At 37.2% G+C, this 21,010-nt stretch carries 21 protein-coding genes and 1 other annotated feature; of the genes, 20 read left to right on the top strand and 1 reads right to left on the bottom strand.

Annotation, left to right across the window (positions count from 1 at the left end; translation table 11 throughout):
* Positions 1-68: 68 nt before the first annotated feature.
* The 12 genes from AC6IZR_RS06895 to AC6IZR_RS06840 all read left to right on the top strand — a co-directional run bounded on the left by AC6IZR_RS06895 (position 69) and on the right by AC6IZR_RS06840 (position 14,893).
* The gene (locus AC6IZR_RS06895; RefSeq protein WP_497848335.1) at positions 69-1,043 is read left to right on the top strand and encodes a glycosyltransferase family 2 protein; all 975 of its coding nucleotides are present in this window, start codon (positions 69-71) and stop codon (positions 1,041-1,043) included.
* Between the two features lie 56 nt (positions 1,044-1,099).
* The gene (locus tag AC6IZR_RS06890; RefSeq protein ID WP_497848334.1) at positions 1,100-2,026 is read left to right on the top strand and encodes a glycosyltransferase family 2 protein; all 927 of its coding nucleotides are present in this window, start codon (positions 1,100-1,102) and stop codon (positions 2,024-2,026) included.
* A gap of 65 nt (positions 2,027-2,091) precedes the next feature.
* A complete protein-coding gene (gene rfbD, locus AC6IZR_RS06885) occupies positions 2,092-2,943 on the top strand; it encodes a dTDP-4-dehydrorhamnose reductase (protein ID WP_023026990.1) in 852 nt (283 codons plus the stop codon).
* Between the two features lie 107 nt (positions 2,944-3,050).
* On the top strand, positions 3,051-4,199 hold the full coding sequence (gene cps2T, locus AC6IZR_RS06880; RefSeq protein ID WP_497848333.1) for a beta 1-4 rhamnosyltransferase Cps2T: 1,149 nt from the start codon (positions 3,051-3,053) through the stop codon (positions 4,197-4,199).
* The gene (locus tag AC6IZR_RS06875) at positions 4,196-5,137 is read left to right on the top strand and encodes a glycosyltransferase family 2 protein (RefSeq protein ID WP_497848332.1); all 942 of its coding nucleotides are present in this window, start codon (positions 4,196-4,198) and stop codon (positions 5,135-5,137) included. Before cps2T ends, AC6IZR_RS06875 begins: the two co-directional genes overlap by 4 nt.
* Entirely contained in the window at positions 5,137-5,943 is an 807-nt protein-coding gene (locus AC6IZR_RS06870) for an ABC transporter permease (RefSeq protein WP_003003247.1), read from the top strand. Before AC6IZR_RS06875 ends, AC6IZR_RS06870 begins: the two co-directional genes overlap by 1 nt.
* Complete coding sequence (locus AC6IZR_RS06865) at positions 5,943-7,166, top strand: ABC transporter ATP-binding protein (protein WP_049482481.1); 1,224 nt, start codon at positions 5,943-5,945, stop codon at positions 7,164-7,166. The genes AC6IZR_RS06870 and AC6IZR_RS06865 overlap by 1 nt, the downstream gene beginning before the upstream one ends.
* 12 nt (positions 7,167-7,178) lie before the next feature.
* A complete protein-coding gene (locus AC6IZR_RS06860; RefSeq protein WP_061590797.1) occupies positions 7,179-8,528 on the top strand; it encodes a glycosyltransferase in 1,350 nt (449 codons plus the stop codon).
* 1 nt (position 8,529) lies between these two features.
* Positions 8,530-10,275, top strand: a complete 1,746-nt coding sequence (locus AC6IZR_RS06855; protein ID WP_497848331.1) for a rhamnan synthesis F family protein — start codon at positions 8,530-8,532, stop codon at positions 10,273-10,275.
* 10 nt (positions 10,276-10,285) lie between these two features.
* Positions 10,286-11,773, top strand: a complete 1,488-nt coding sequence (locus AC6IZR_RS06850; RefSeq protein ID WP_049471995.1) for a DUF2142 domain-containing protein — start codon at positions 10,286-10,288, stop codon at positions 11,771-11,773.
* 23 nt (positions 11,774-11,796) lie between these two features.
* Positions 11,797-14,322, top strand: a complete 2,526-nt coding sequence (locus AC6IZR_RS06845) for an LTA synthase family protein (protein ID WP_497848330.1) — start codon at positions 11,797-11,799, stop codon at positions 14,320-14,322.
* A gap of 94 nt (positions 14,323-14,416) precedes the next feature.
* Positions 14,417-14,893, top strand: a complete 477-nt coding sequence (locus tag AC6IZR_RS06840; protein ID WP_049471993.1) for an EbsA family protein — start codon at positions 14,417-14,419, stop codon at positions 14,891-14,893.
* A gap of 9 nt (positions 14,894-14,902) precedes the next feature.
* On the opposite strand, the gene AC6IZR_RS06835 is transcribed toward AC6IZR_RS06840, so the two are convergent.
* Positions 14,903-15,103, bottom strand: a complete 201-nt coding sequence (locus AC6IZR_RS06835; RefSeq protein ID WP_003006690.1) for a ferredoxin — start codon at positions 15,101-15,103, stop codon at positions 14,903-14,905.
* 45 nt (positions 15,104-15,148) lie between these two features.
* Between AC6IZR_RS06835 and AC6IZR_RS06830 the strand changes: the two genes are divergently transcribed.
* From AC6IZR_RS06830 to AC6IZR_RS06795, 8 genes are all read left to right on the top strand, one after another.
* Entirely contained in the window at positions 15,149-15,604 is a 456-nt protein-coding gene (locus AC6IZR_RS06830; RefSeq protein WP_497848329.1) for an SAG1386/EF1546 family surface-associated protein, read from the top strand.
* Between the two features lie 14 nt (positions 15,605-15,618).
* Positions 15,619-16,299 (top strand): (d)CMP kinase, encoded by a 681-nt coding sequence (gene cmk, locus AC6IZR_RS06825; RefSeq protein WP_031574170.1) that lies wholly within the window; start codon positions 15,619-15,621, stop codon positions 16,297-16,299.
* Between the two features lie 23 nt (positions 16,300-16,322).
* Positions 16,323-16,453, top strand: a sequence feature (ribosomal protein L20 leader region).
* Between the two features lie 16 nt (positions 16,454-16,469).
* Positions 16,470-17,000, top strand: a complete 531-nt coding sequence (gene infC, locus AC6IZR_RS06820) for a translation initiation factor IF-3 (protein WP_003003721.1) — start codon at positions 16,470-16,472, stop codon at positions 16,998-17,000.
* Positions 17,001-17,033: 33 nt separating this feature from the next.
* The gene (rpmI, locus tag AC6IZR_RS06815) at positions 17,034-17,234 is read left to right on the top strand and encodes a 50S ribosomal protein L35 (RefSeq protein ID WP_003003453.1); all 201 of its coding nucleotides are present in this window, start codon (positions 17,034-17,036) and stop codon (positions 17,232-17,234) included.
* Positions 17,235-17,283: 49 nt separating this feature from the next.
* Positions 17,284-17,643 carry a 50S ribosomal protein L20 gene (rplT, locus tag AC6IZR_RS06810; protein ID WP_000124830.1) on the top strand — a complete coding sequence of 120 codons (360 nt, stop codon included), beginning with the start codon at positions 17,284-17,286 and terminating at the stop codon, positions 17,641-17,643.
* Positions 17,644-17,747: 104 nt separating this feature from the next.
* Positions 17,748-18,215, top strand: coding sequence for a deoxycytidylate deaminase (locus tag AC6IZR_RS06805; RefSeq protein WP_049490930.1), 468 nt, complete (start codon positions 17,748-17,750; stop codon positions 18,213-18,215).
* Positions 18,216-18,383: 168 nt separating this feature from the next.
* Positions 18,384-18,818, top strand: a complete 435-nt coding sequence (locus AC6IZR_RS06800; RefSeq protein WP_497848328.1) for a hypothetical protein — start codon at positions 18,384-18,386, stop codon at positions 18,816-18,818.
* A gap of 708 nt (positions 18,819-19,526) precedes the next feature.
* Positions 19,527-20,756, top strand: a complete 1,230-nt coding sequence (locus tag AC6IZR_RS06795) for an ABC transporter permease (RefSeq protein WP_497848327.1) — start codon at positions 19,527-19,529, stop codon at positions 20,754-20,756.
* Positions 20,757-21,010: the final 254 nt, after the last annotated feature.

Genomic DNA, 21,010 nt, shown 5'->3' with positions numbered 1-21,010 from the left:
ATAGGATCTATTATTTTGTTTATCTGCAAATTCTATGAGTAATATTTAAAAATATAAAGGATAAGATTGTGAAAGAAGCACCTAAGATTAGTGTCATTATTCCTGTATATAATGCAGAATTATATCTAAAAAGATGTATTGATTCAGTTTTGAATCAAAGTTTTAAATCGTTTGAAATTATTGCAATTAATGATGGTTCAAAAGATGGTTCGTTCAAAATATTGAATGAATACCAACAATTTTCTCCAAATATTAGAATTTTTAGTCGAGAAAATAAAGGTGCAGCCTATACTAGAAATGAAGGTATCAAGCTTGCAAAAGGTGAATTCATCATGTTTATCGATAGTGATGATTATATAAACCCAGATTACTTGCAGGTGTTTTATGATGAAATATCAAGTGGGATAGATGATGCAGTTATTGGTGGTCTTCAGAGAGTAAACCAAGATGGTAAACAACTATTTTCTATCCAATTGGGTAAAGATAAATGGTCGAAATATAGATCGATTTCACCATGTGCTCGCATCTATAGAAAAAAATTTTTAGTAGATCACGAACTTTCTTTTCCAGATATTCCGCTGGCTGAGGACTTGTTATTCAGCTTAACGGTATATACAAAATCTGAAAATATAAGAACTATCCCATATTGTGGATATAATTGGTTTTATAATGAGAATAGTGCCTCTAATACATTAAATAAAGGATTTAACCCAAATTTAGATATCAAGAATGTACTTGATAAAATTGCAGCGATTATCCCTAAAGATTTTTCTGAAACTAAATTAATTAAATTTTTTATAAAAAAATTTACTCTTTATTGGTTATTGGACGGTGGGAGACATTCTACAAGTGCAGAGTTTTTACGTCAATATAAAGAAATTAATGATTGGATCAGGATAAATGGAATGAAGTCCACTCTTTCTGTTTTTGATCGAGAAATTAGAGATGAGAGGTTTATGGTTAAACTAGCTATCTTTACAATGAACTTGATTGAAAAGCTCGGTTTATTAAAACTGTTTGCAAAACTGTATTGTAAAGGGTAGTTAGAAGATATACAGTTTACTGATAAGTTAGTAGCAGATGTTAATAGGAGCAATGAATGGTTATATCAGTTGTAGTCCCATGTTTTAACGAAGAAGAATCGATTCCATTGTTTTATCGAGAAATGGAACGTGTTCGGATGAAGATGGGAGAAAAGTTTGAATATATTTTTATAAATGATGGCTCTTCAGATGGTACGCTATCTGTTCTTCAAAAGCTACATGTTACAGATTCAAATGTGCACTACCTTTCTTTTTCTCGAAATTTCGGGAAAGAGGCGGCGCTGTACGCTGGACTTGAGCGTGCTAGTGGTGAATACGTGACCGTCATGGATGTAGATCTGCAGGACCCTCCTGAGTTATTGATCGAAATGAAGCAGAAGTTTGAGGAACAGCCGGATTTAGACTGTGTCGGAACGAGACGCGTAACCCGTGATGGGGAACCACCGATCCGCTCTTTCTTTGCGCGAATGTTTTATAAATTGATCAATCATATTAGCCAAGTGGAAATGGTTGACGGGGCGCGTGATTTCCGTTTGATGCGCCGTCCCATGGTCGATGCCATTATGGAGTTATCGGAGTACAATCGTTTCTCAAAAGGAATTTTTGCTTGGGTAGGATTTGAGACAGAATACCTCGAATATAAAAATGTAGAGCGCGTAGCAGGAGAGACGTCTTGGAATTTTTGGTCCCTCTTTAAGTATTCGATTGAAGGGATTGTCAATTTTTCGGATGCCCCATTAAACATTGCCTTTATTGGTGGACTTTTATCTTGGATCTTGGCCTTTATCATGGTGATTCTGATTGTGATCCGTACCTTAGTCTTTGGGGATCCTACTTCAGGTTGGCCATCCCTTATGACAGTGATTCTTTTCCTAGGAGGGTTCCAATTACTAACCATTGGGATTTTAGGGAAATATATCGGTAAGATATTCATGGAAACCAAGAAACGTCCAATCTATGTCATCAAAGAGAAAAGTAAGTAAAAAGCAGAAAACTTCTGCTTTTTTTGCTATAATGATAGGGAAAAAGCATTTGAAAGGAATTTAACATGATTTTAATTACAGGAGCAAATGGGCAACTTGGAACAGAACTTCGCCATTTGTTAGATGAACGAAATGAAGAATATGTAGCTGTTGATGTGGCTGAAATGGATATCACAAATGCAGAGAAAGTAGACGAGGTATTTGCGGAAGTAAAACCAACCTTGGTCTATCACTGTGCTGCCTACACAGCTGTTGATGCTGCGGAAGATGAAGGTAAAGAGTTGGACTATGCGATCAACGTGACTGGTACGGAAAATGTAGCAAAAGCGTCTGAAAAGCACGGTGCAACCTTGGTCTATATCTCAACGGACTACGTTTTTGATGGGAAAAAACCAGTGGGACAAGAATGGGAAGTAGACGATCAACCAGATCCTCAAACTGAATACGGTCGTACCAAACGTATGGGGGAAGAATTGGTTGAGAAGCATGTGTCTAACTTCTATATCATCCGTACAGCTTGGGTCTTCGGGAACTACGGTAAGAACTTTGTCTTCACCATGCAAAACCTTGCGAAGACTCATAAGACTTTGACGGTCGTTAATGACCAACATGGTCGTCCAACCTGGACCCGTACTCTTGCAGAGTTCATGACATATTTGGCTGAAAATCGTAAAGAATATGGTTATTACCACTTGTCTAACGATGCGAAAGAAGATACAACTTGGTATGACTTTGCAGTTGAAATCCTCAAAGATACGGATGTTGAAGTGAAACCAGTGGATTCTAGCCAATTCCCAGCTAAGGCAAAACGCCCTCTCAACTCAACGATGAGCTTGGCTAAGGCTAAGGCTACAGGATTCGTTATTCCAACTTGGCAAGATGCTTTGAAAGAATTTTATAAACAAGAAGTGAAATAAGATCAAATAGAAGCGACCCTCAAGGGTCGCTTTTCTGTTTGGATTAGGCAAAAAACCTAGAAAATGGTATAATTGAATAGACTGTGAATGATTTGAAAGGGAACTCTATGCAACATGTTTTTATTATCGGAAGTCGTGGGCTTCCGGCTCAATATGGCGGTTTTGAGACTTTTGTGGACCAATTGGTTTCGCATCAAGTGTCTCCAGATATCCAGTACCATGTTGCCTGCCTTTCTAATGATCAAGCCTATCATCATTTTGACTACAAGGGTGTGGATTGTTTTACCATTAAAGCCCCCAAGCTTGGGCCTGCGCGTGTCATCGCCTATGATATGATGGCCATCAACTATGCCTTGAAGATTATTAAGAAACAAGGAATTGAACAGCCGATTTTTTACGTCTTGGGCAATACAATCGGAGCCTTTGTGGCGCCTTTTGCGCGCAAGATCCATAAGATAGGCGGACGATTTTATATCAATCCAGATGGACTGGAGTGGAAGCGGGCCAAGTGGGCCAAGCCGATCCAAGCCTATCTTAAGTATTCTGAAAAGATCATGACGCGCCACGCTGACCTGGTGATTTCTGACAACCCGGGTATTGAGTCCTATATCGAGGAAGCCTATCCTTGGTCCAAGACGACCTATATTGCCTACGGAACGGACTTGTCTCCAACCAGCCTAAGCAGTCAGGATAATAAGGTCCGAGAATTCTATCAGAAATGGCAGACACAGGAGAAGAACTATTATTTGATCTTGGGCCGCTTTGTCCCAGAAAATAATTATGAGACCGCCATTCGTGAATTTATGGCCTCTTCCACCAAACGGGATTTGGTGATCATTTGTAACCAGGAAGGCAATCCTTATTTTGAAGAGTTGCGAGCTCGGACTGGATTTGATCAGGATCCACGCGTCAAGTTTGTAGGAACGGTCTATGATCAAGACCTGTTGAAGTATATCCGTAAAGAAGCCTTTGCCTATATCCATGGTCATGAAGTGGGCGGAACCAATCCTGGTCTCCTAGAGGCTCTCGCTCAGACGGATCTGAATTTAGTTTTAGGAGTCTCCTTTAACCAAACGGTTGCTAAGGATTCGGCTCAATATTGGACTAAAGAAATTGGGGATTTGGCGCATTTGATTGATCGGGTTGATTCTTTAGAAGATGTATCTGAATGGGGTCAACGAGCCAAAGCTAATATGAAGCAAAACTTTACCTGGGAAAAAATTGTAGGTGAGTACGAGGAATTATTCTTATCATGAAAGTAAATATCTTGTTGTCCACCTATAATGGTGAACAGTATCTAAAAGAGCAGGTCAAAAGTATCCAAGACCAGACCTATCAAGACTGGCAACTCTTGATCCGAGATGATGGGTCAACCGACGGTACGGTAGAGATTATTCAAGAGTTGGTGGCCAAGGATGAGCGCATTCGCTTTATCAACCAAGGAGCTATCGAAAATCTTGGTGTTATCAAGAGCTTCCATGCCCTTCTGAAATATGAAAAAGCTGATCTTTATTGCTTCAGTGACCAAGATGATGTTTGGCTACCAGAAAAGATTGCCCTTCAAGTAGCAGAAGCAGAGAAGCATCCTCAAGAAGTGCCTTTGCTGGTCTACACAGATTTAAAAGTGGTCGATGAAAATTTGAATGTGCAGCATGAGAGTATGATTCGCACCCAGTCTGATCATGCCAATACAGAATTGATTCAAGAGTTGACGGAAAATACGGTAACTGGTGGGGTAGCCATGATTAACCACGCGCTGGCTGACTTATGGACGGGTCAAGAAAAACATGCACTTCTTATGCATGATTGGTATTTGGCCTTGTTGGCAACTGCATTTGGGAAGCTCATCTATATCGATCGGCCAACAGAATTGTACCGTCAGCACAGTAGCAATGTTCTGGGGGCTCGTACCCTTAGAAAACGGGTTAAAAATTGGGTTCGCCCTCATATTCTTTTTGCTAAATATTGGAATCTCATTGAGTCCAGTCAAGAACAAGCAAAAAATCTATTGGATCTGCCTGTCAGTTCCCAAACTAAAGAAATCATTGAAAACTTTGTCACCATTATGGATGTTCCACTAAAAGAACGTTTGAGACGGATTCGTCAGTATGGTTACCGGAAGAACCGAGCTTTTCATACGGTTGTGTTTACCAGCTTGATTCTGACAAAGTTTGCATATCGAGGTAAAAAATAATGTTTGACGTTTTTAGTCAGAAAAATCGAATTTTATTACGAGAATTAATCAAAACAGACTTTAAATTACGCTACCAAGGATCAGCGATCGGTTATCTTTGGTCCATTTTAAAGCCCCTGATGACCTTTACGATCATGTATATTGTCTTCATCCGATTTTTACGTTTGGGTGGAGATGTTCCCCATTTCCCAGTTGCCCTCTTGTTGGCCAATGTAATCTGGGGCTTCTTTTCAGAAGCCACATCTATGGGGATGGTGTCGATCGTTAGTCGAGGCGACCTGTTGCGGAAGTTGAACTTCTCCAAACACATCATTGTCTTGTCTGCGATTTCAGGAGCAGCCATCAACTTTGTTATTAACCTTGTAGTGGTCTTGATTTTTTCATTCTTTAATGGAGTGACATTTTCTTGGACAGCTTTGATGGTGATTCCGTTGTTCTTTGAGTTGTTCTTGATGGCGACAGGATGCGCATTGATCTTAGCGACATTTTTTGTTCGTTTCCGTGACTTAGGTCAAGTATGGGAAGTACTCCTGCAAGCAGGCTTGTATGCGACGCCAATTATCTACCCGATTACCTTTATTGCAGACCGCAACCCATGGGCGGCTAAGTTGGTCATGATGAATCCCTTGGCCCAAATTATTCAAGACATGCGATACTTCTTGATTGATAAGGCCAACACCCCAGTCTGGCTTTTGGTGGAAAATAAGTTCTTGGTTCTGATTCCTTATGTTTTACCAATTCTTATTTTTGTCGCTGGCTTTGCTTACTTTAACAAACATGCTAAGAAATTTGCGGAGATTCTCTAATGACAGATAAACAAATTGCAGTAAAAGTAGACCATGTCAGCAAGTACTTTAAGTTGCCAACAGAGGCAACTAATAGTCTTCGAACTGCCCTGGTCAATCGCTTCAAAGGAATCAAAGGATACAAAGAACAACATGTTCTTAAGGATATTTCTTTTGAAGTAGAAAAAGGAGATTTTTTCGGGATCCTCGGAAGAAATGGTTCTGGAAAATCGACTCTCTTGAAAATTATTTCTGAAATTTATGTGCCAGAAAAAGGTACCGTCACCATCGATGGGAAACTGGTGTCCTTTATCGAGCTTGGAGTGGGCTTTAACCCAGAGCTGACTGGTCGAGAAAATGTCTATATGAACGGGGCTATGCTGGGCTTCTCGACAGCTGAAATTGATGCCATGTATGATGATATCGTAGACTTTGCTGAGTTGCATGAATTCATGAACCAGAAGCTAAAGAACTACTCATCAGGTATGCAGGTTCGTCTAGCTTTTTCGGTTGCGATTAAGGCCCAAGGGGATATTTTGATTTTGGACGAGGTTCTTGCAGTAGGAGATGAGGCCTTCCAGCGCAAGTGCAACGATTACTTCCAAGAGCGCAAGAAATCAGGGAAAACCACGATTCTGGTTACCCATGATATGGGAGCCGTCAAGAAATATTGTAACAAGGCTGTTTTGATTGAGAATGGTTTGGTGAAGGCTTTAGGGAGTCCAGAAAATGTTGCCAATCAGTACAGTTTTGATAATACAGCTCCTTTGCAACAGGGAGGAGAAGCTAATGGAGCAGGCAATTCCAACCAGGAAGAAAAAGTCTTGGTAGAAAATTTTCAGCTTCAGTTGTTAAGCTCAAACAAATTACGTCCTCAAGATCCTATTCAGTTCCAGATTGATTTTGATGTTCGTGAAGATATCAGGACCTATATCGCTCTGTCTTTAACGGATATTGATCGGAACATTTGGATCTACAATGATAATTCTATGAATCAACTGATGAGTGGAGCTGGACATAAAACGGTTCATTATACTTGTTCACTGCCAACTGTAAATGACTTAAAAATGAAATTGGAAGTGACAGTAAGGGATGAGGAAGGGCAGATGTTGGCCTTTTCAGATGCCACCCAGACTCCACTGATCTTTATCAATCGAGATGATATCGCTTTGGATGATAAATCAGCAATGGATTCGGCAAGTGGCTTAATCCAACGCAATGGAACATGGTCAATGACTGACTAGACTGAGGGAAATATGGAAACGACGCCTTTTGTTTCGATTATTTGTACGGTTTTTAATAAAGAGCCCTGGCTAAAGAAGACGATTGATAGCTTCTTAGCCCAACAAACAGAGTTTGATTATGAGATTATCTTGGTGGATGATGCTTCAAGCGATGGATCTCGTTCTATCATTCATGATTATCAAGCCAACTACCCTGATCTGATTCGTGCCTTTTATCAGGATGAGAATCAGGGAATTTCTAAAACCTGGGTCTCTATCTGTAAAGAAGCACGTGGAAAGTATATTGCCCGCTGTGATGGAGATGATTTTTGGTTAGATCCTTTAAAACTTCAGAAACAGGTTGACTTATTAGAAAGTGAACCTGATTGCAAATGGTCAAATACAGATTTTGATATTTATGATGAACAAGGAACCCTCGTTTCTAAGGCCGGCTTTGCCAAACATACGATTCCATTAGCAGATACCTATGAAAAGATGCTTGCAACAAGAGGGTTTACCATGGCCTCTACATGGCTAGTTGATAGAGATCTGATGTTAGAAGTCAATCAAGAGTTAGACTTAACAACATCAGATGATACTTTCAACCTCCAATTGGAACTCTTTCAACGGACTTCTTTAGCCTATCTGGATGAAGCGACAGTTGCTTATACCATTAATCAAGGATCGGATTCTCGTCCAACTGATTTCAGAAAACTAGAACGCCGATTTCATAAGTTGTTGAAAACACAACTTGAGTATCTTGATAAATATCCAAATGCCGATTATAAAGAGATGACGAAGATCCTTTTAGATCGTAATAATACTTATGAGATTCGTCTTTCCAAACCAATGGATTCTCTTTCACACATCGGAATGGAGTCTGTTACAATTTATTTTGGTGACGAAGAAAATACTTATTCGGAAGATCGTACCATGACCAAACTTCTTCAAAAAGAAGATAGTCTGGCAATCGAAATTCCGAAGGGAACTTCTGTTATCCGAGTTGATCTGTCTGAAAGTCCAAGTTATTACTCTGATGTTGAATTGAGAGATTCTAACGGAAAGGTTTGCTCGCCAGTTTATAGTAATGGTATCGTTACAGATAATTTGTTTCTTTTTAGTGAACCAGATCCTCAATTGATTTATGAAGTTGAAGAAGAAGGTGTGTATCAACTGAGCTATAAAATGATTTCTATAGATAATCCCTCTGCACCGGATTATATTGGAAAAGTTTTTGCTGCCGAAATGTTAGATTGTCAAAATAGTTTGAAAAATCTTGAGGCAGAGTTACAAGCTACGAAAGAAGCATATAATACAGTCATTCATTCACGCCGTTGGACCATTCCAACAAAGATCTTGAAATTCTTTAGAATAAGGAAATAATATGCAACGTTTACTTTTATATGTTCACTACAATAAGTTTAATTTTATTAGTGGGCATGTACTTTACCAATTAGAAAAGATTCGTCCCTTGTACTCACGAGTGGTCTTTATCTCCAATAGTAAGCTACCAGAAGATGTGAAGTCTAATTTAGTAGCACAGCATCTGGTGGACGATATTCTAGAGCGTCAAAATAGTGGCTTTGACTTTGCGGCTTGGCGGGATGGAATGAAGCCAGTCGGCTTTGACCAACTGGCTCATTTTGATTCGGTCACCCTCATGAATGACACCTGCTTTGGACCTCTTTGGGATCTAGAACCAATCTATCAGCGGTTTGAAAATGATAATGAAGTCGATTTCTGGGGAATGACCAATTACCGGAAAGACAAGGATTTTAACGAGCATATTCAGAGTTATTATCTTAGCTTTAAAAAACAGGTTATTGAATCAAGTACTTTCCATGAATTTTGGCAGGGAGTTCAAGACTTTACCAATGTTCAGGATGTGATCGATAACTACGAGACCAAGGTCACAACGAACTTCTTGGATGATGGTTTTCACTATAAGACGGTCTTTGATACCATTCATGAAGACACCACAGGAATGCTCTATCCAGACTTTTCTTACTATAATCCTACAGCGATTCTCAATCATAAGGTTCCTTTCATCAAAGTCAAAACCATTGCAAATAATGAAGGAATTATGCCTTATATTTTTGACGAGTTGGAGCGTGTATCGAACTATCCATTAGACTTGATCCTCAACCACATGTCTATGATTGATCGTCCGGACTATCCTTATCTCTTGTCTCGTAAGTACTTGAAAAACCAGGAATTAGCTGGAGAGTTCGGTAAAAAAGTTGCGGTTCATCTTCATGTCTTTTATGTGGAACTCTTGGAAGAATTTCTAGATGCTTTCCAAGCTTTTCATTTCGCTTATGACTTATGGATTACGACAGATGTAGAAGAGAAGAAGCAGGCTATTGAACAAATCCTTTCTAATCGAGCACAAGATGCGACGGTTGTGGTGACTGGAAATATTGGACGAGATGTGTTGCCAATGTTGCTCTTAAAAGAGCAACTCTCTCGTTATGACTATGTAGGCCATTTCCATACCAAGAAATCCAAAGAAGCAGATTTCTGGGCAGGTGAATCTTGGCGCAAAGAATTGATCGAGATGCTGGTCAAACCGGCTGATCAAATCCTAGCCAATATGGAAGCCAATCCAAAAGTCGGAATCACTATCGCAGATATTCCAACTTTCTTCCGTTACAATCGAATAGTGGTTGCTTGGAATGAGGCTCTTATTTCACCAGAGATGAATAAGCTCTGGGAACGGATGGGAGCTACCAAGACAATTGATTTCAAAAATCTCAATACTTTTGTTATGAGTTATGGGACCTTTGTTTGGTTTAAATATGATGCTTTGAAACCACTCTTTGATTTGAATTTGACAGCAGCAGATGTTCCAGCAGAACCTCTTCCTCAAAATTCGATATTGCATGCGATCGAACGTTTGTTGATCTACATTGCTTGGGATCAAAAGTATGACTTTAGGATCTCTCAAAACCCACATGTTCTGACACCATTTATTGATAATAAGCAATTGAACAATCGTGAAGATCTTCAACCCCATACCTTTGTGGACTTTAATCAAATTGGGGGGATAAAAGGAGCCTTGAAGTATATCGTAATTGGTCCTGCAAGAGCTGTGAAATATATACTAAAAAGAATGATAAAAAGAAAGTAGAGTAAATTATATGGGAGTTATTGATAAGACTAAAATTAGAAATATTTTAATCGCTATATTTTTAGTATTATTTTCAAGAGTGTTTTTGGCCAGTTTATTTCAGTTTACTATCAATCTCAAAATTATACTATTAATTATTAGTATTGTAATTTATTTTATTCTTTTTGATCCAAAAGATAAAAAGAAATTGCCAATTAATGCTTTTTTTCTGATAATTATTTTCGGTAGTGTAATTTCAGTAGTGAAACCAGTCCAATATGGATTAGATGAAGAGTCTCATTTACCAAACGTAATCAGTATTTCGGATAGTCCTATTTTTAAATATTCTAATGAGAAATTGGAAGATTATAATTCAGTTTTTAAATATGATGCACTAAGAAATCCTAGTAAAAAAGATAAAAATTATTGGTTCAATGTTGAGCATAAGGAAAGTAAAATTAAAGGAGTAAGAGTTGGATTTGATAATCCAGCCTTTATTCCTAGTGCAATTGGATGGAATATAGGTAGATTAATCTCTAAAAAAGTGTTTGTTTCCTATTATTTGGGAAGAATCTTCGAAGTCATAGCATATGCCATTCTAGTATTTATTGCATTAAAAATCAGCAAAGTTTATAGAGAAGCGATATATTTATTTTCTACATTCCCTGCAGTATTGTACATTATAGCAGGTTATCATTATGATTATTTATATTTTGGAGCAACTTTAATTAGTCTTGCTATATTGACAAATATTCTATCAGGTGAACGTAAAATTGATAGAAAATATGCTTTTGTATTTCAATGCTCTACATTACTATTTTCATTTGCAAAATTTCCGTTTGTATTAATTGGAAGTCTATTTTCAATATTGCCAAATAAGTATTATCAGGATAAATCAGTAAGAAAATTCAGTTCAATCCTGTTTGGTTTAAATTTATTCATTTCCTTTACATACGTTGGAATCATTAAATTGTTTGCTTCAGACAATGCTTTGTCAGGCAAAGGACCAGGACTATTATATTTTGTAACACATCCATTACCATTAATTAGAACTTTACTTTTAGCGCCATACGGTATTATTCATGATTTTGTTTCTGAACCATTGAAATATGTTTCAGAATCGTCTCCGTTTTTAATTGCAATTTCGATAGTTACTTTCTTTTTTGCTATGTTTGTCATTGCATTAAAAAATAAAATTGAAATGCCAACATTTTTTAAATATTATTGTCTTCTTTTACTTGCAGGTATTGCCTCATTAATAGTAATTGCTATTTCAGGAGATCCTAGGGTATACCACAAAGGTGATATTACTGTAGGTGGTGTACAAGGTCGTTATTATTATTTTATTCTGATGTTTTTGCCACTATTTTGTGGATCATGGTTTAGAAAATTATTTGGTTTTTTAGATATGACCATTCAAAATGAAGATTCGAATTTTGAATGTAGTTTGCAATATATGTTAGTGTATTTAAATATTTTAACAATTAGTATCGGAATATACACTCAATTGCAGGGATAAAAAATTTATAGGAAGGATAAAAAATGAAGAGAAAGAGGAAATTAGATTTAAGAGATTTTCTTTTTAAAATTTATAATAAAATAACAAGAACACAAAAGTACTGTATAGCTCTCTTTCTTTTATTTTTTATAGGCAATACTTTCTTAACACAAAATTTGATTTCTAAAGAGATCAAATCAACAGGATCTGTATTATTCTTAGTTAATCAGTTTGGGATTTGGTTTGGAATTGCCTTCTTAATTCTAGTTTTACTAATTTCACAATACGCTTTAAAATGGATTTTTTTCCTTAAAATTTTAGTTTCATACGTAATCTATTTAATACTATCATACTCGATTGATGTTTCGCTTAATATTAATAATCCTAGTTATAAGATTGATCATTTTGAAAAAAACAATTTTTGGCAATTTAATTCTCTAGTATTTATTTTGTCATTGTTAGTGATTTCTTATGTTTTGGGTCAGATCAAAAAATCATATGATAATAAAGCGAATAGAAAAAAATTAGAACCTATTGGGAAAATGTTCGAATATGTCTTGCATTCTAGCGTAGTTTGTTCGTTCATTTTTACTGATTCTAAAATTCTTTCTTTTTTGTATCGTACATCATGGTATGTATCTGGAAATTTTGAGAAATTAGGAGCAGGAAAGTACTCCTTGAGCCAATTTTGGATTTTAGAATTTCATTTGCTACTCTTAAGTTTTTTCCTGACTTTAGTTGGCTTGCTTTTTGTAAAAGGACAAGTTGATGTAGTAAAAAATAGGTCTAGTTTTTCGCTAGCTGCATTTACAAGTATTAGTCTTGCAATATTATTTAATACAGGAATTCAATTGGGTCTAGGCCATGGGGAACCTTTGGTTGGATACTCAATATTTCCTGGAGGTGTAATATTTCAGATATTGTGTTTATCTTATCTGTTTATTTTTCTATATATTATCTTTAATAGATATTTATTTACGACAATATTGATTTTATTTGGTGGGGTTCTGTTTATTGTTGCTAATGCTATAAAATTTAGTATGCGTGCGGAACCAATTTTGCCAAGTGATTTGGTCTGGGTATTTCAACCTTCTGTTTTATTTAGTTTTGTAGATGCTTCGATTTTAATGACTGTGAGTATTTCCTTAGTCATTTTTACGTTTATCTATATAATAGGACGGAGATATATTTATCCAGGTAGAATTATTCGTGCAACGATCTTAAGATTTGTTTTATTAGGACTTATGCTCTTATTGTCCATTAATGTTTATTCTATTTTTAAAAGAAAAGATAATGGAAAAATTATTGATGACGTTCCGATTATTACCTTGTTAAATAATTTCCAAGATACAAAATGGTTAGGAAATTCCATAAACGCTAGATATCGATCGTTGTCATATGTATGGTTGAATCAAATAACAACAGATCCAATTATAGAACCGAAGGGATATAGTAAAGAAAAAATCAAAGAAATTGAGAAGAAATATGATCAAGTAGCTTTAGAAATCAATAAAAATAGAAATGAGTTAATTGATAATCAAACGATTGTTTATGTTTTAAGTGAGAGTTTTGCTGACCCATCAAGAATTGAAGGGGTAAGTTTATCTAGAAATCCTATACCAAAAATTCAAGAAATTAAGGCAAAAGTTACAAGTGGATTAATGCAATCGGATGGTTATGGTGGTGGAACTGCAAATATGGAGTTCCAAACATTGACGGGGTTACCTTTTTATAATATTAATCCTACAGTTTCTGTATTGTACTCAGAGGTTGCTCCTAAAATGAAAAAACTAATTTCAGTTAGTGATTCATTTAATAATAAAGAAGTTATTCATTTCGAATCTCCAATTAATTATTCTAGAAATGTAATTTACAATAGATTGAAATTCAATAAATTTATAAGTATTGATGATAAAAAGAATTATGATTTAGGTTATCAAGAAGTACATATAAGTGATGAATCTACGTATAAGGCAGTATTAAAAGAGATGGATGCTAAAAAGAATCAGTTCTTTTCTGTCATTACAATTCAAAATCACTCCCCATTTATAGCAGGAGAACCTTCAGACTTAACAGCAACAGGCAGAGGTTTTTCAGATGATGAAAATACCAAGCTAACGAATTATTCACGTCTTTTAACCTTTACCGACACCGCCACCCAATCCTTCCTGGAAAGTCTTTCTAAAATCGATAAGAAGATTACAGTGGTATTTTATGGGGATCATTTGCCAGGTCTTTATCCTGAGTCCGCCTTTAAGAATAATCCGGAGAGTCAGTATCAGACAGACTACTTCATTTGGAGTAATTTTGATGCACCGAAATTGAACTATCCTTTGGTTAATTCAAGTGATTTCTCTGCTATGGTCTTTGAACAGACCAATTCAAAAGTTTCACCTTACTATGCTTTGTTGACAGAAGTGCTGAAAAAAGCAAGTGTCGATAAAAAGGCCTTAGAAGGAGAAGCGCAAGAAATTGCAGAGGATTTGAAAATGGTTGAATACGACTTGATTAGTGGGAAAGATTACCTTTCTAAAGACTTCTTTAAAGTTCCAACTAATAAATCCAATTAAAAGGAGAGCAAGCAGTTAAAAATCTTTGTGATTTTGGCTGTCTGGCTCCCTTTTTTTTGTTTTTTATGCTAAACTATTAGATGGGGGTACGCTCATGATTAAGATATTTGGAAAGGTCCATTATCATTGGCAACCGGACTTATCTATTCTTGTGACTTATTGGTCCATTGCAGTGATTCCGGTCTTTATTGGACTGGCCTTGATGTATGAGAGCTCTAGTGTGCCAACGCTAGTTTTGTTTTCGTTCTTTTTATTTATGGTCTTGCTCGCGATTGGGGTCCATCGTTACTTCACGATCTATGAGGATGGGATCTTGCGGATTATTACAGCTAATCCTTTTACTCCAATCAAGGTAAAGATTGACACGATCGAAAAGGTCGAAGTAAATAAGAAATCGATCAAGCTCATATTTAATGATGGTTCGCGCAGTCGGACATTCTGTATGCGCAAATGGCCGAAAAAATACTTTATCAATGCACTTGCCTTAAATCCTTATTTTAAGGGAGAAGTAATCCTGACGGACAATTTCATTCATGTGGATTACTACGAGATGTATTATGCAAACAAATAAAAAGCCCTCTTAATCTTTTAAGAGAGCATGAGTGGGGCATTCTTTAATAGCCTCGAGAACATCGTTTGTGACAGGGACTTCTTTTTCAAGGAGGTCGTCCTCTTCAGCAGCAAATTTAACGATGCCATTGTCATGGTAATCAAATAATTCAGAATAGGTCTGACAGAGACCGCAAGCGATGCAACGATCTGGAATTAACGTAACTTTCATACTTCTATTGTAATGATTTTTACGAGAAAAAACAAGGAGGAAGTCATGGCAAAAGAACCATGGGAAGAAGATATTTACGATGATGGAGAAGAAACATTGAAAAGAACGAGTAAGTTAAACGGAATCAAGGCAGATCGTCTATTGACGATTTTAGCCATTATTTTCTTTGTAGTAGTAGTGGCGATGGTCTGCTTGTTGATTTTCCTTTCAACAGGCGGCAGCAACAAATCAAAACAAATGTCTGGTTTCTACAATGGAGAGACTAAGGTTGAACAGAAATCATCAGCCCCTGCAGCACAAACTGACCAAGTGGCTAAAGACGATAGTTCAAAAGATGAGAACTCTGAAGAAGGTACAATCACTGTTCAAGCAGGTGAAGGGGAAGCAGCGATCGCTGCGCGTGCTGGTATTTCCATTGCCCAATTGGAACAGTTAAATCCATCTCACATGTCTACAGGATCATGGTATGCCAATCCTGGTGATGTCGTTAAGATTCAGTAGGAGTTGAAGACAGCATGAAACAAATTCAAATTGCCATTGATGGACCGGCTTCTAGTGGAAAATCCACAGTTGCAAAGATCATTGCCAAGGATCTAGACTATACGTATCTAGACACAGGAGCTATGTACCGTGCGGCGACTTATCTAGCTTTGCAAAACAATCTGACAGCTGAACAGGTTGATGACCTCTTAGCCCTTTTAGATCAGTATCCAATTAGTTTCGGTCGATCGGAAGAAGGAGAGCAGCTTGTCTTTGTAGCAGACGTGGATATTACCCACCCAATTCGCGATAACCAAGTGACCAACAATGTTTCATGGGTTGCAGCGCTTGCGCCAGTCCGTGAAAAACTTGTCGCTCTACAGCAAGAAATTGCAGCAGAGGGGGGCATCGTTATGGATGGACGCGATATTGGGACGGTCGTCCTTCCACATGCAGAGTTGAAGATCTTTTTGGTTGCTTCGGTTGAGGAGCGGGCAGAACGTCGTTATAAGGAGAATGTTGAAAAGGGCATCACAGCGGATCTTGAATTGTTGAAAAAAGAAATCGCTGAGCGGGACTATAAGGACAGCCACCGTGCCGTTTCTCCTTTGAAACCTGCAGCTGATGCCATTCATTTTGACACAACGGGTGTTGGAATTGCAGATGTTGTTGCCTTTATTGAAGAAAAAGCAAAAAAACTTCTTGACAAAGAATAAAAAACTTGATATCATATAAAAGTTGAGAAAAGCAGAAGTGAGAACTTCTCGCCTTGTGACGCAAGTTGCCTGGCCCCTACGGATCAAGTTTCAGTAATGAAATACATCATGTAGTTCGGGCCTGTTTTGCACAGGTCCGTTCTTTGTTTTTCTCGAATAATAAAAAAGAGGTGAAAACCATAGCAAAGCAAGACTTATTCATCAATGATGAAATTCGTGTACGTGAAGTTCGCTTAATCGGTCTTGAAGGTGAGCAATTGGGTATCAAACCACTTAGCGAAGCGCAAGCACTTGCGGACGACGCTAATGTTGACTTGGTTCTCATTCAACCTCAAGCTAAACCTCCTGTTGCGAAAATTATGGACTACGGTAAGTTCAAATTTGAGTACCAGAAGAAGCAAAAAGAACAACGCAAAAAACAAAGCGTTGTGACCGTGAAAGAAGTTCGTTTGAGCCCAGTGATTGATAAGGGTGATTTCGATACAAAACTTCGCAATGCTCGCAAATTCCTTGAAAAAGGAAATAAAGTGAAGGTATCCATTCGCTTTAAGGGTCGTATGATTACCCACAAAGAGATTGGTGCTAAAGTTTTAGCCGACTTCGCTGAAGCGACACAAGATGTGGCGATCATCGAACAACGAGCTAAGATGGATGGACGTCAAATGTTCATGCAATTGGCGCCAGCAACTGACAAGAAATAATCTGTCAGAAAGTTAAAAAAAGGAGAAAATATCATGCCAAAACAAAAAACACACCGCGCATCAGCTAAACGTTTCAAACGTACAGGTTCTGGTGGACTTAAACGTTTCCGTGCTTACACTTCTCACCGTTTCCACGGAAAAACTAAGAAACAACGTCGTCATCTTCGTAAAGCATCTATGGTGCATGCAGGAGATTTCAAACGTATCAAAGCAATGCTTACTCGCTTGAAATAATTGCGTATTCGTAAGTAAAGAATTCTAGGAAATATTGGAGGAAATATAAATGGCACGTGTTAAAGGTGGCGTTGTATCACGCAAACGTCGTAAACGTATTCTTAAATTAGCTAAAGGTTACTATGGAGCTAAACATATCTTGTTCCGTACTGCAAAAGAACAAGTAATGAACTCTTACTACTATGCATACCGTGACCGTCGTCAAAAGAAACGTGACTTCCGTAAATTGTGGATCACACGTATCAATGCGGCAGCTCGTTTGAACGGACTTTCATACTCACAATTGATGCATGGTTTGAAATTGGCTGAGATCGAAGTTAACCGTAAAATGCTTGCTGACTTGGCTGTTAACGATGCAGCAGCTTTCACAGCTCTTGCAGATGCAGCTAAAGCAAAACTTGGTAAATAATGTTTACAAGGCTGAGGAGTTTTCCTCAGTCTTTTTTTCTTGCTGATTTCATGCTATAATGAAAATAATCGTAACCGATATGAGGAGAGATGGAGGATACAAAGGTGACACACAATCGACTAGCATGGGATGAATATTTTGCAGCACAGGCCTTACTGATTTCGAATCGTGCGACATGTAATCGAGCTAAGGTTGGGGCTGTACTGGTAAAGGATAATAAGGTCATTGCAACCGGGTATAATGGATCCGTTTCTGGGACAGATCATTGTCTAGAGGATGGATGCCTCATGGTCGAGGGACACTGTGTCCGGACGATTCATGCGGAAGTCAATGCGATTTTGCAAGGAGCTGAACGTGGAATTCCAAAAGGCTTTACAGCTTATGTGACACATTTTCCTTGTCTCAATTGTACCAAGCAGTTGCTCCAAGTCGGTTGCAAGCGGGTCGTTTATATCCATCAATACCGCATCGATGAATATGCCGAATACCTCTACCGCGAAAAAGAAGTAGAACTGGTCAATTTACCAATTGAAGAAGTGAAAAGAGCTATTGCAGAGGCTGATTTTATTTAGGGAAGGCTTTTAGTCCATTTCATGATATGTTAGCAATCTAATTGGAAACCTGTCCAAATTAATGTTTAAGAGATAGCATTGAATAGATGGCTATCATGAAAAGAATAATGGAATCAAGTATAATGGTGTTAAAGGAAAAACATAAAAATATAAGAAAGGTAGGAGAAAATGATGACAAACCAAGAGAAACATCTTGAGGAAAATAAAGAACATAGTAAGATCAGTGAAGATCATCCCAATTCTATATTTGTTCAGAATCCTCCAAAAGAAAATAGCTTACATTCTATTCTTCTTTCAGTAACCTTTTACCTATCCATTATCTATCTTGTATTGTTTGTCTTTTTCTTTAATATTTTGGGATTTTTCATGTTGTTGATTTTTCTAACACCAAACTTCTTAGGTGTTGCTATTGGAACCATTTTACTTGGACTAGGGATGAAGAAGGGGAATAAAAGCCTCCTCTATACGAGTGTTGGACTCTATCTGCTGTCTATCATCTTGGGTTTTGAACTAGATTGGGAAATTTTTCGAATCGCTCCGTTACTGCTAGGTATTCTGGTTTTAATTGGAACACTCTTAGTTGAAGAAGAGAAAAGCTCTTAATTAAAAAATGGGTATGGTCTCAACTCTACTCAATAAAAAGTATTCGGGTCGATCAAAGAGATAGTTAAATCAGTTCTTCCACTCTATTTTTAAGCGCTATTATTTGAAAGAATAACTAAAAAGGTTAGGAGAAAGTTATGGCAGATCAACAGAGAAATCTTGAAGTAAATAAAGAAAATGAGGCAAAGATTCCGGAGGAAGCTCTTTCGCCTGTTGGTGAGATTGGTTCAGAAAAGAGAGTTGGAAGTTAGTTAACGCTATCTATTGCACTTGCTTTCACGATTATATACTGAAGATTATTTCTCCTCGAAGTAGCCGTATTAGCAGGATGGGCACCTGCCCTCTTGTTTTTCCTTGGGTTTCATCTCATTTGTTTCATCATTGCAACCATTCTCTTGTGGAATGGGAAAAAGATGGGCAATGTAACAACTCTTTACACGTCTGTAGGTATTTATTTTGTCTCAATGATTACAGCTCGTACTCCAGATTGGTCTAGCTTTTTCTTTCCTCCTCTTGTGATAGCTATACTGGTTTTTATTGGAACTGTATTGTTTAAAAATGAAGACTGATGATAGGGGGTAGGGTGTTCAATCCCATCTTTTTTATTTATTTAGTACTGATAACGCACTAAGAAAACGGTTACAAATTGTGTTATAATTTAAATAAATGAATCGTTAAATACTTTTCTTAGAAAGTGGAGGAGAATCTATGTCTAGAAAAAAATGGTATGGTATACTGCTAATTCTTGAAGCAATTCTTTATCTTGTTTCTTATGGTAGTAGTATAGTAGTGAACTATAGTTCCCAAAATTTAAATAGAAATACACCACTGTTCACCGTCTCTAGTATTTTTTCTATATGGAATGGAATGATTATTTGCTGGGTAATTTGGAGAATCATGAAGCAGCGTTTAAATGTTGAAGGATTGATAGCTGCTCTTCTCCTCTCAATTACCCAACTACTGATGTTTTTTTTACCACCTTTCTCCCCAACAAATCTGATGAACATTTCCTTTGTGCTAAATATCATTTGTTTAATATGGATTTGCTTGCTTATAAAGAATGTAGAAATGAGGGAGCTTTTAAACAATTGGAAAAGTAAAGATGGTTGGAAATCATCGATAGCTTATTTAGTATTATTTGTTGCCTCTACAAATATTTCTCCACTATTTATTTTGATTGGTATGGATAGAACGAGTGATATTTACGCTTTTACACTTCGATACATTTTAATGGAGTTAATGTTTCTACTTCTGATTAATGTTATGATCACAAGTACAAGTGAGAAACTTCAGAAAGTATTTTCTCTCTTGCTCATTTTATCTTCTCTTGTTGTGATAGGTGCAGTATACTCTTTCATCTCTCGTATAAGCTTTTACGGTCTCTTTTATCTTCTCTTATCGATTTATATTGCTTGTCGTGTTTTTAGTTTACTTGAGAAAGTTGCAGCTAGCTGGGAGTCCAAGGTGAAAGTACAAGATCTATCATCTATTGACACTAAACCAGAGATGGCGGACTTTCAAGTAGAAGGAGACATAGATGTAAACGATCAGTTGAATGCTGATATACAATCAAACAATGATAAAGAAAATTCGCCAAAGAGGATCATTCTTCATTCGTCTTGGTTATGGAGTGCCCTTATAATAGCAGTCTGCCACCTTGGTATTATGATTTTTCCTTTATTTTTAGGAAACCCCATGTATCTACTGATCTTATATATTGGTGCCATCCATTATATTTGTTTTATGATTGCGACTATATTACTTTTCATAGGTATGAGAAAAGGAAGTAAAGGATTCCTAAATGCGGCAGCTATCTTATTTGTTATTTCCATTATAGGTACGCCAGATCCTTATTGGATGGGTCCAAATATTTTATCATTTATTCTGGGAGTTTTGGTATTTATTGGAACTATATTATTGAAAATGGAGACGGATTAAAGTAGATAGGGTTGAAAATTTTTAAAGAACTGTTATCATTTAAGTAGGTGGTAGGTTTTCGAGTACCCATTGGTACGCGGACGCCTACCATTTTTGAAGATAAAAAAAGCACCGTGAGAGGGTGCTAGATCTTGCCTGCTGAACTCGTCAATTGATAGATATCCTACGGGGTATTTTTTGTGAACTTTTTAGGAACTTTGAGGACTGTTTAAATCAGTTTAACTGGGTAGGGCATAGACCGAAAAAGCTGATTT

The organism is Streptococcus mobilis (assembly GCF_059727625.1).
This window is presented reverse-complemented; position numbering and strand designations above follow the sequence as displayed.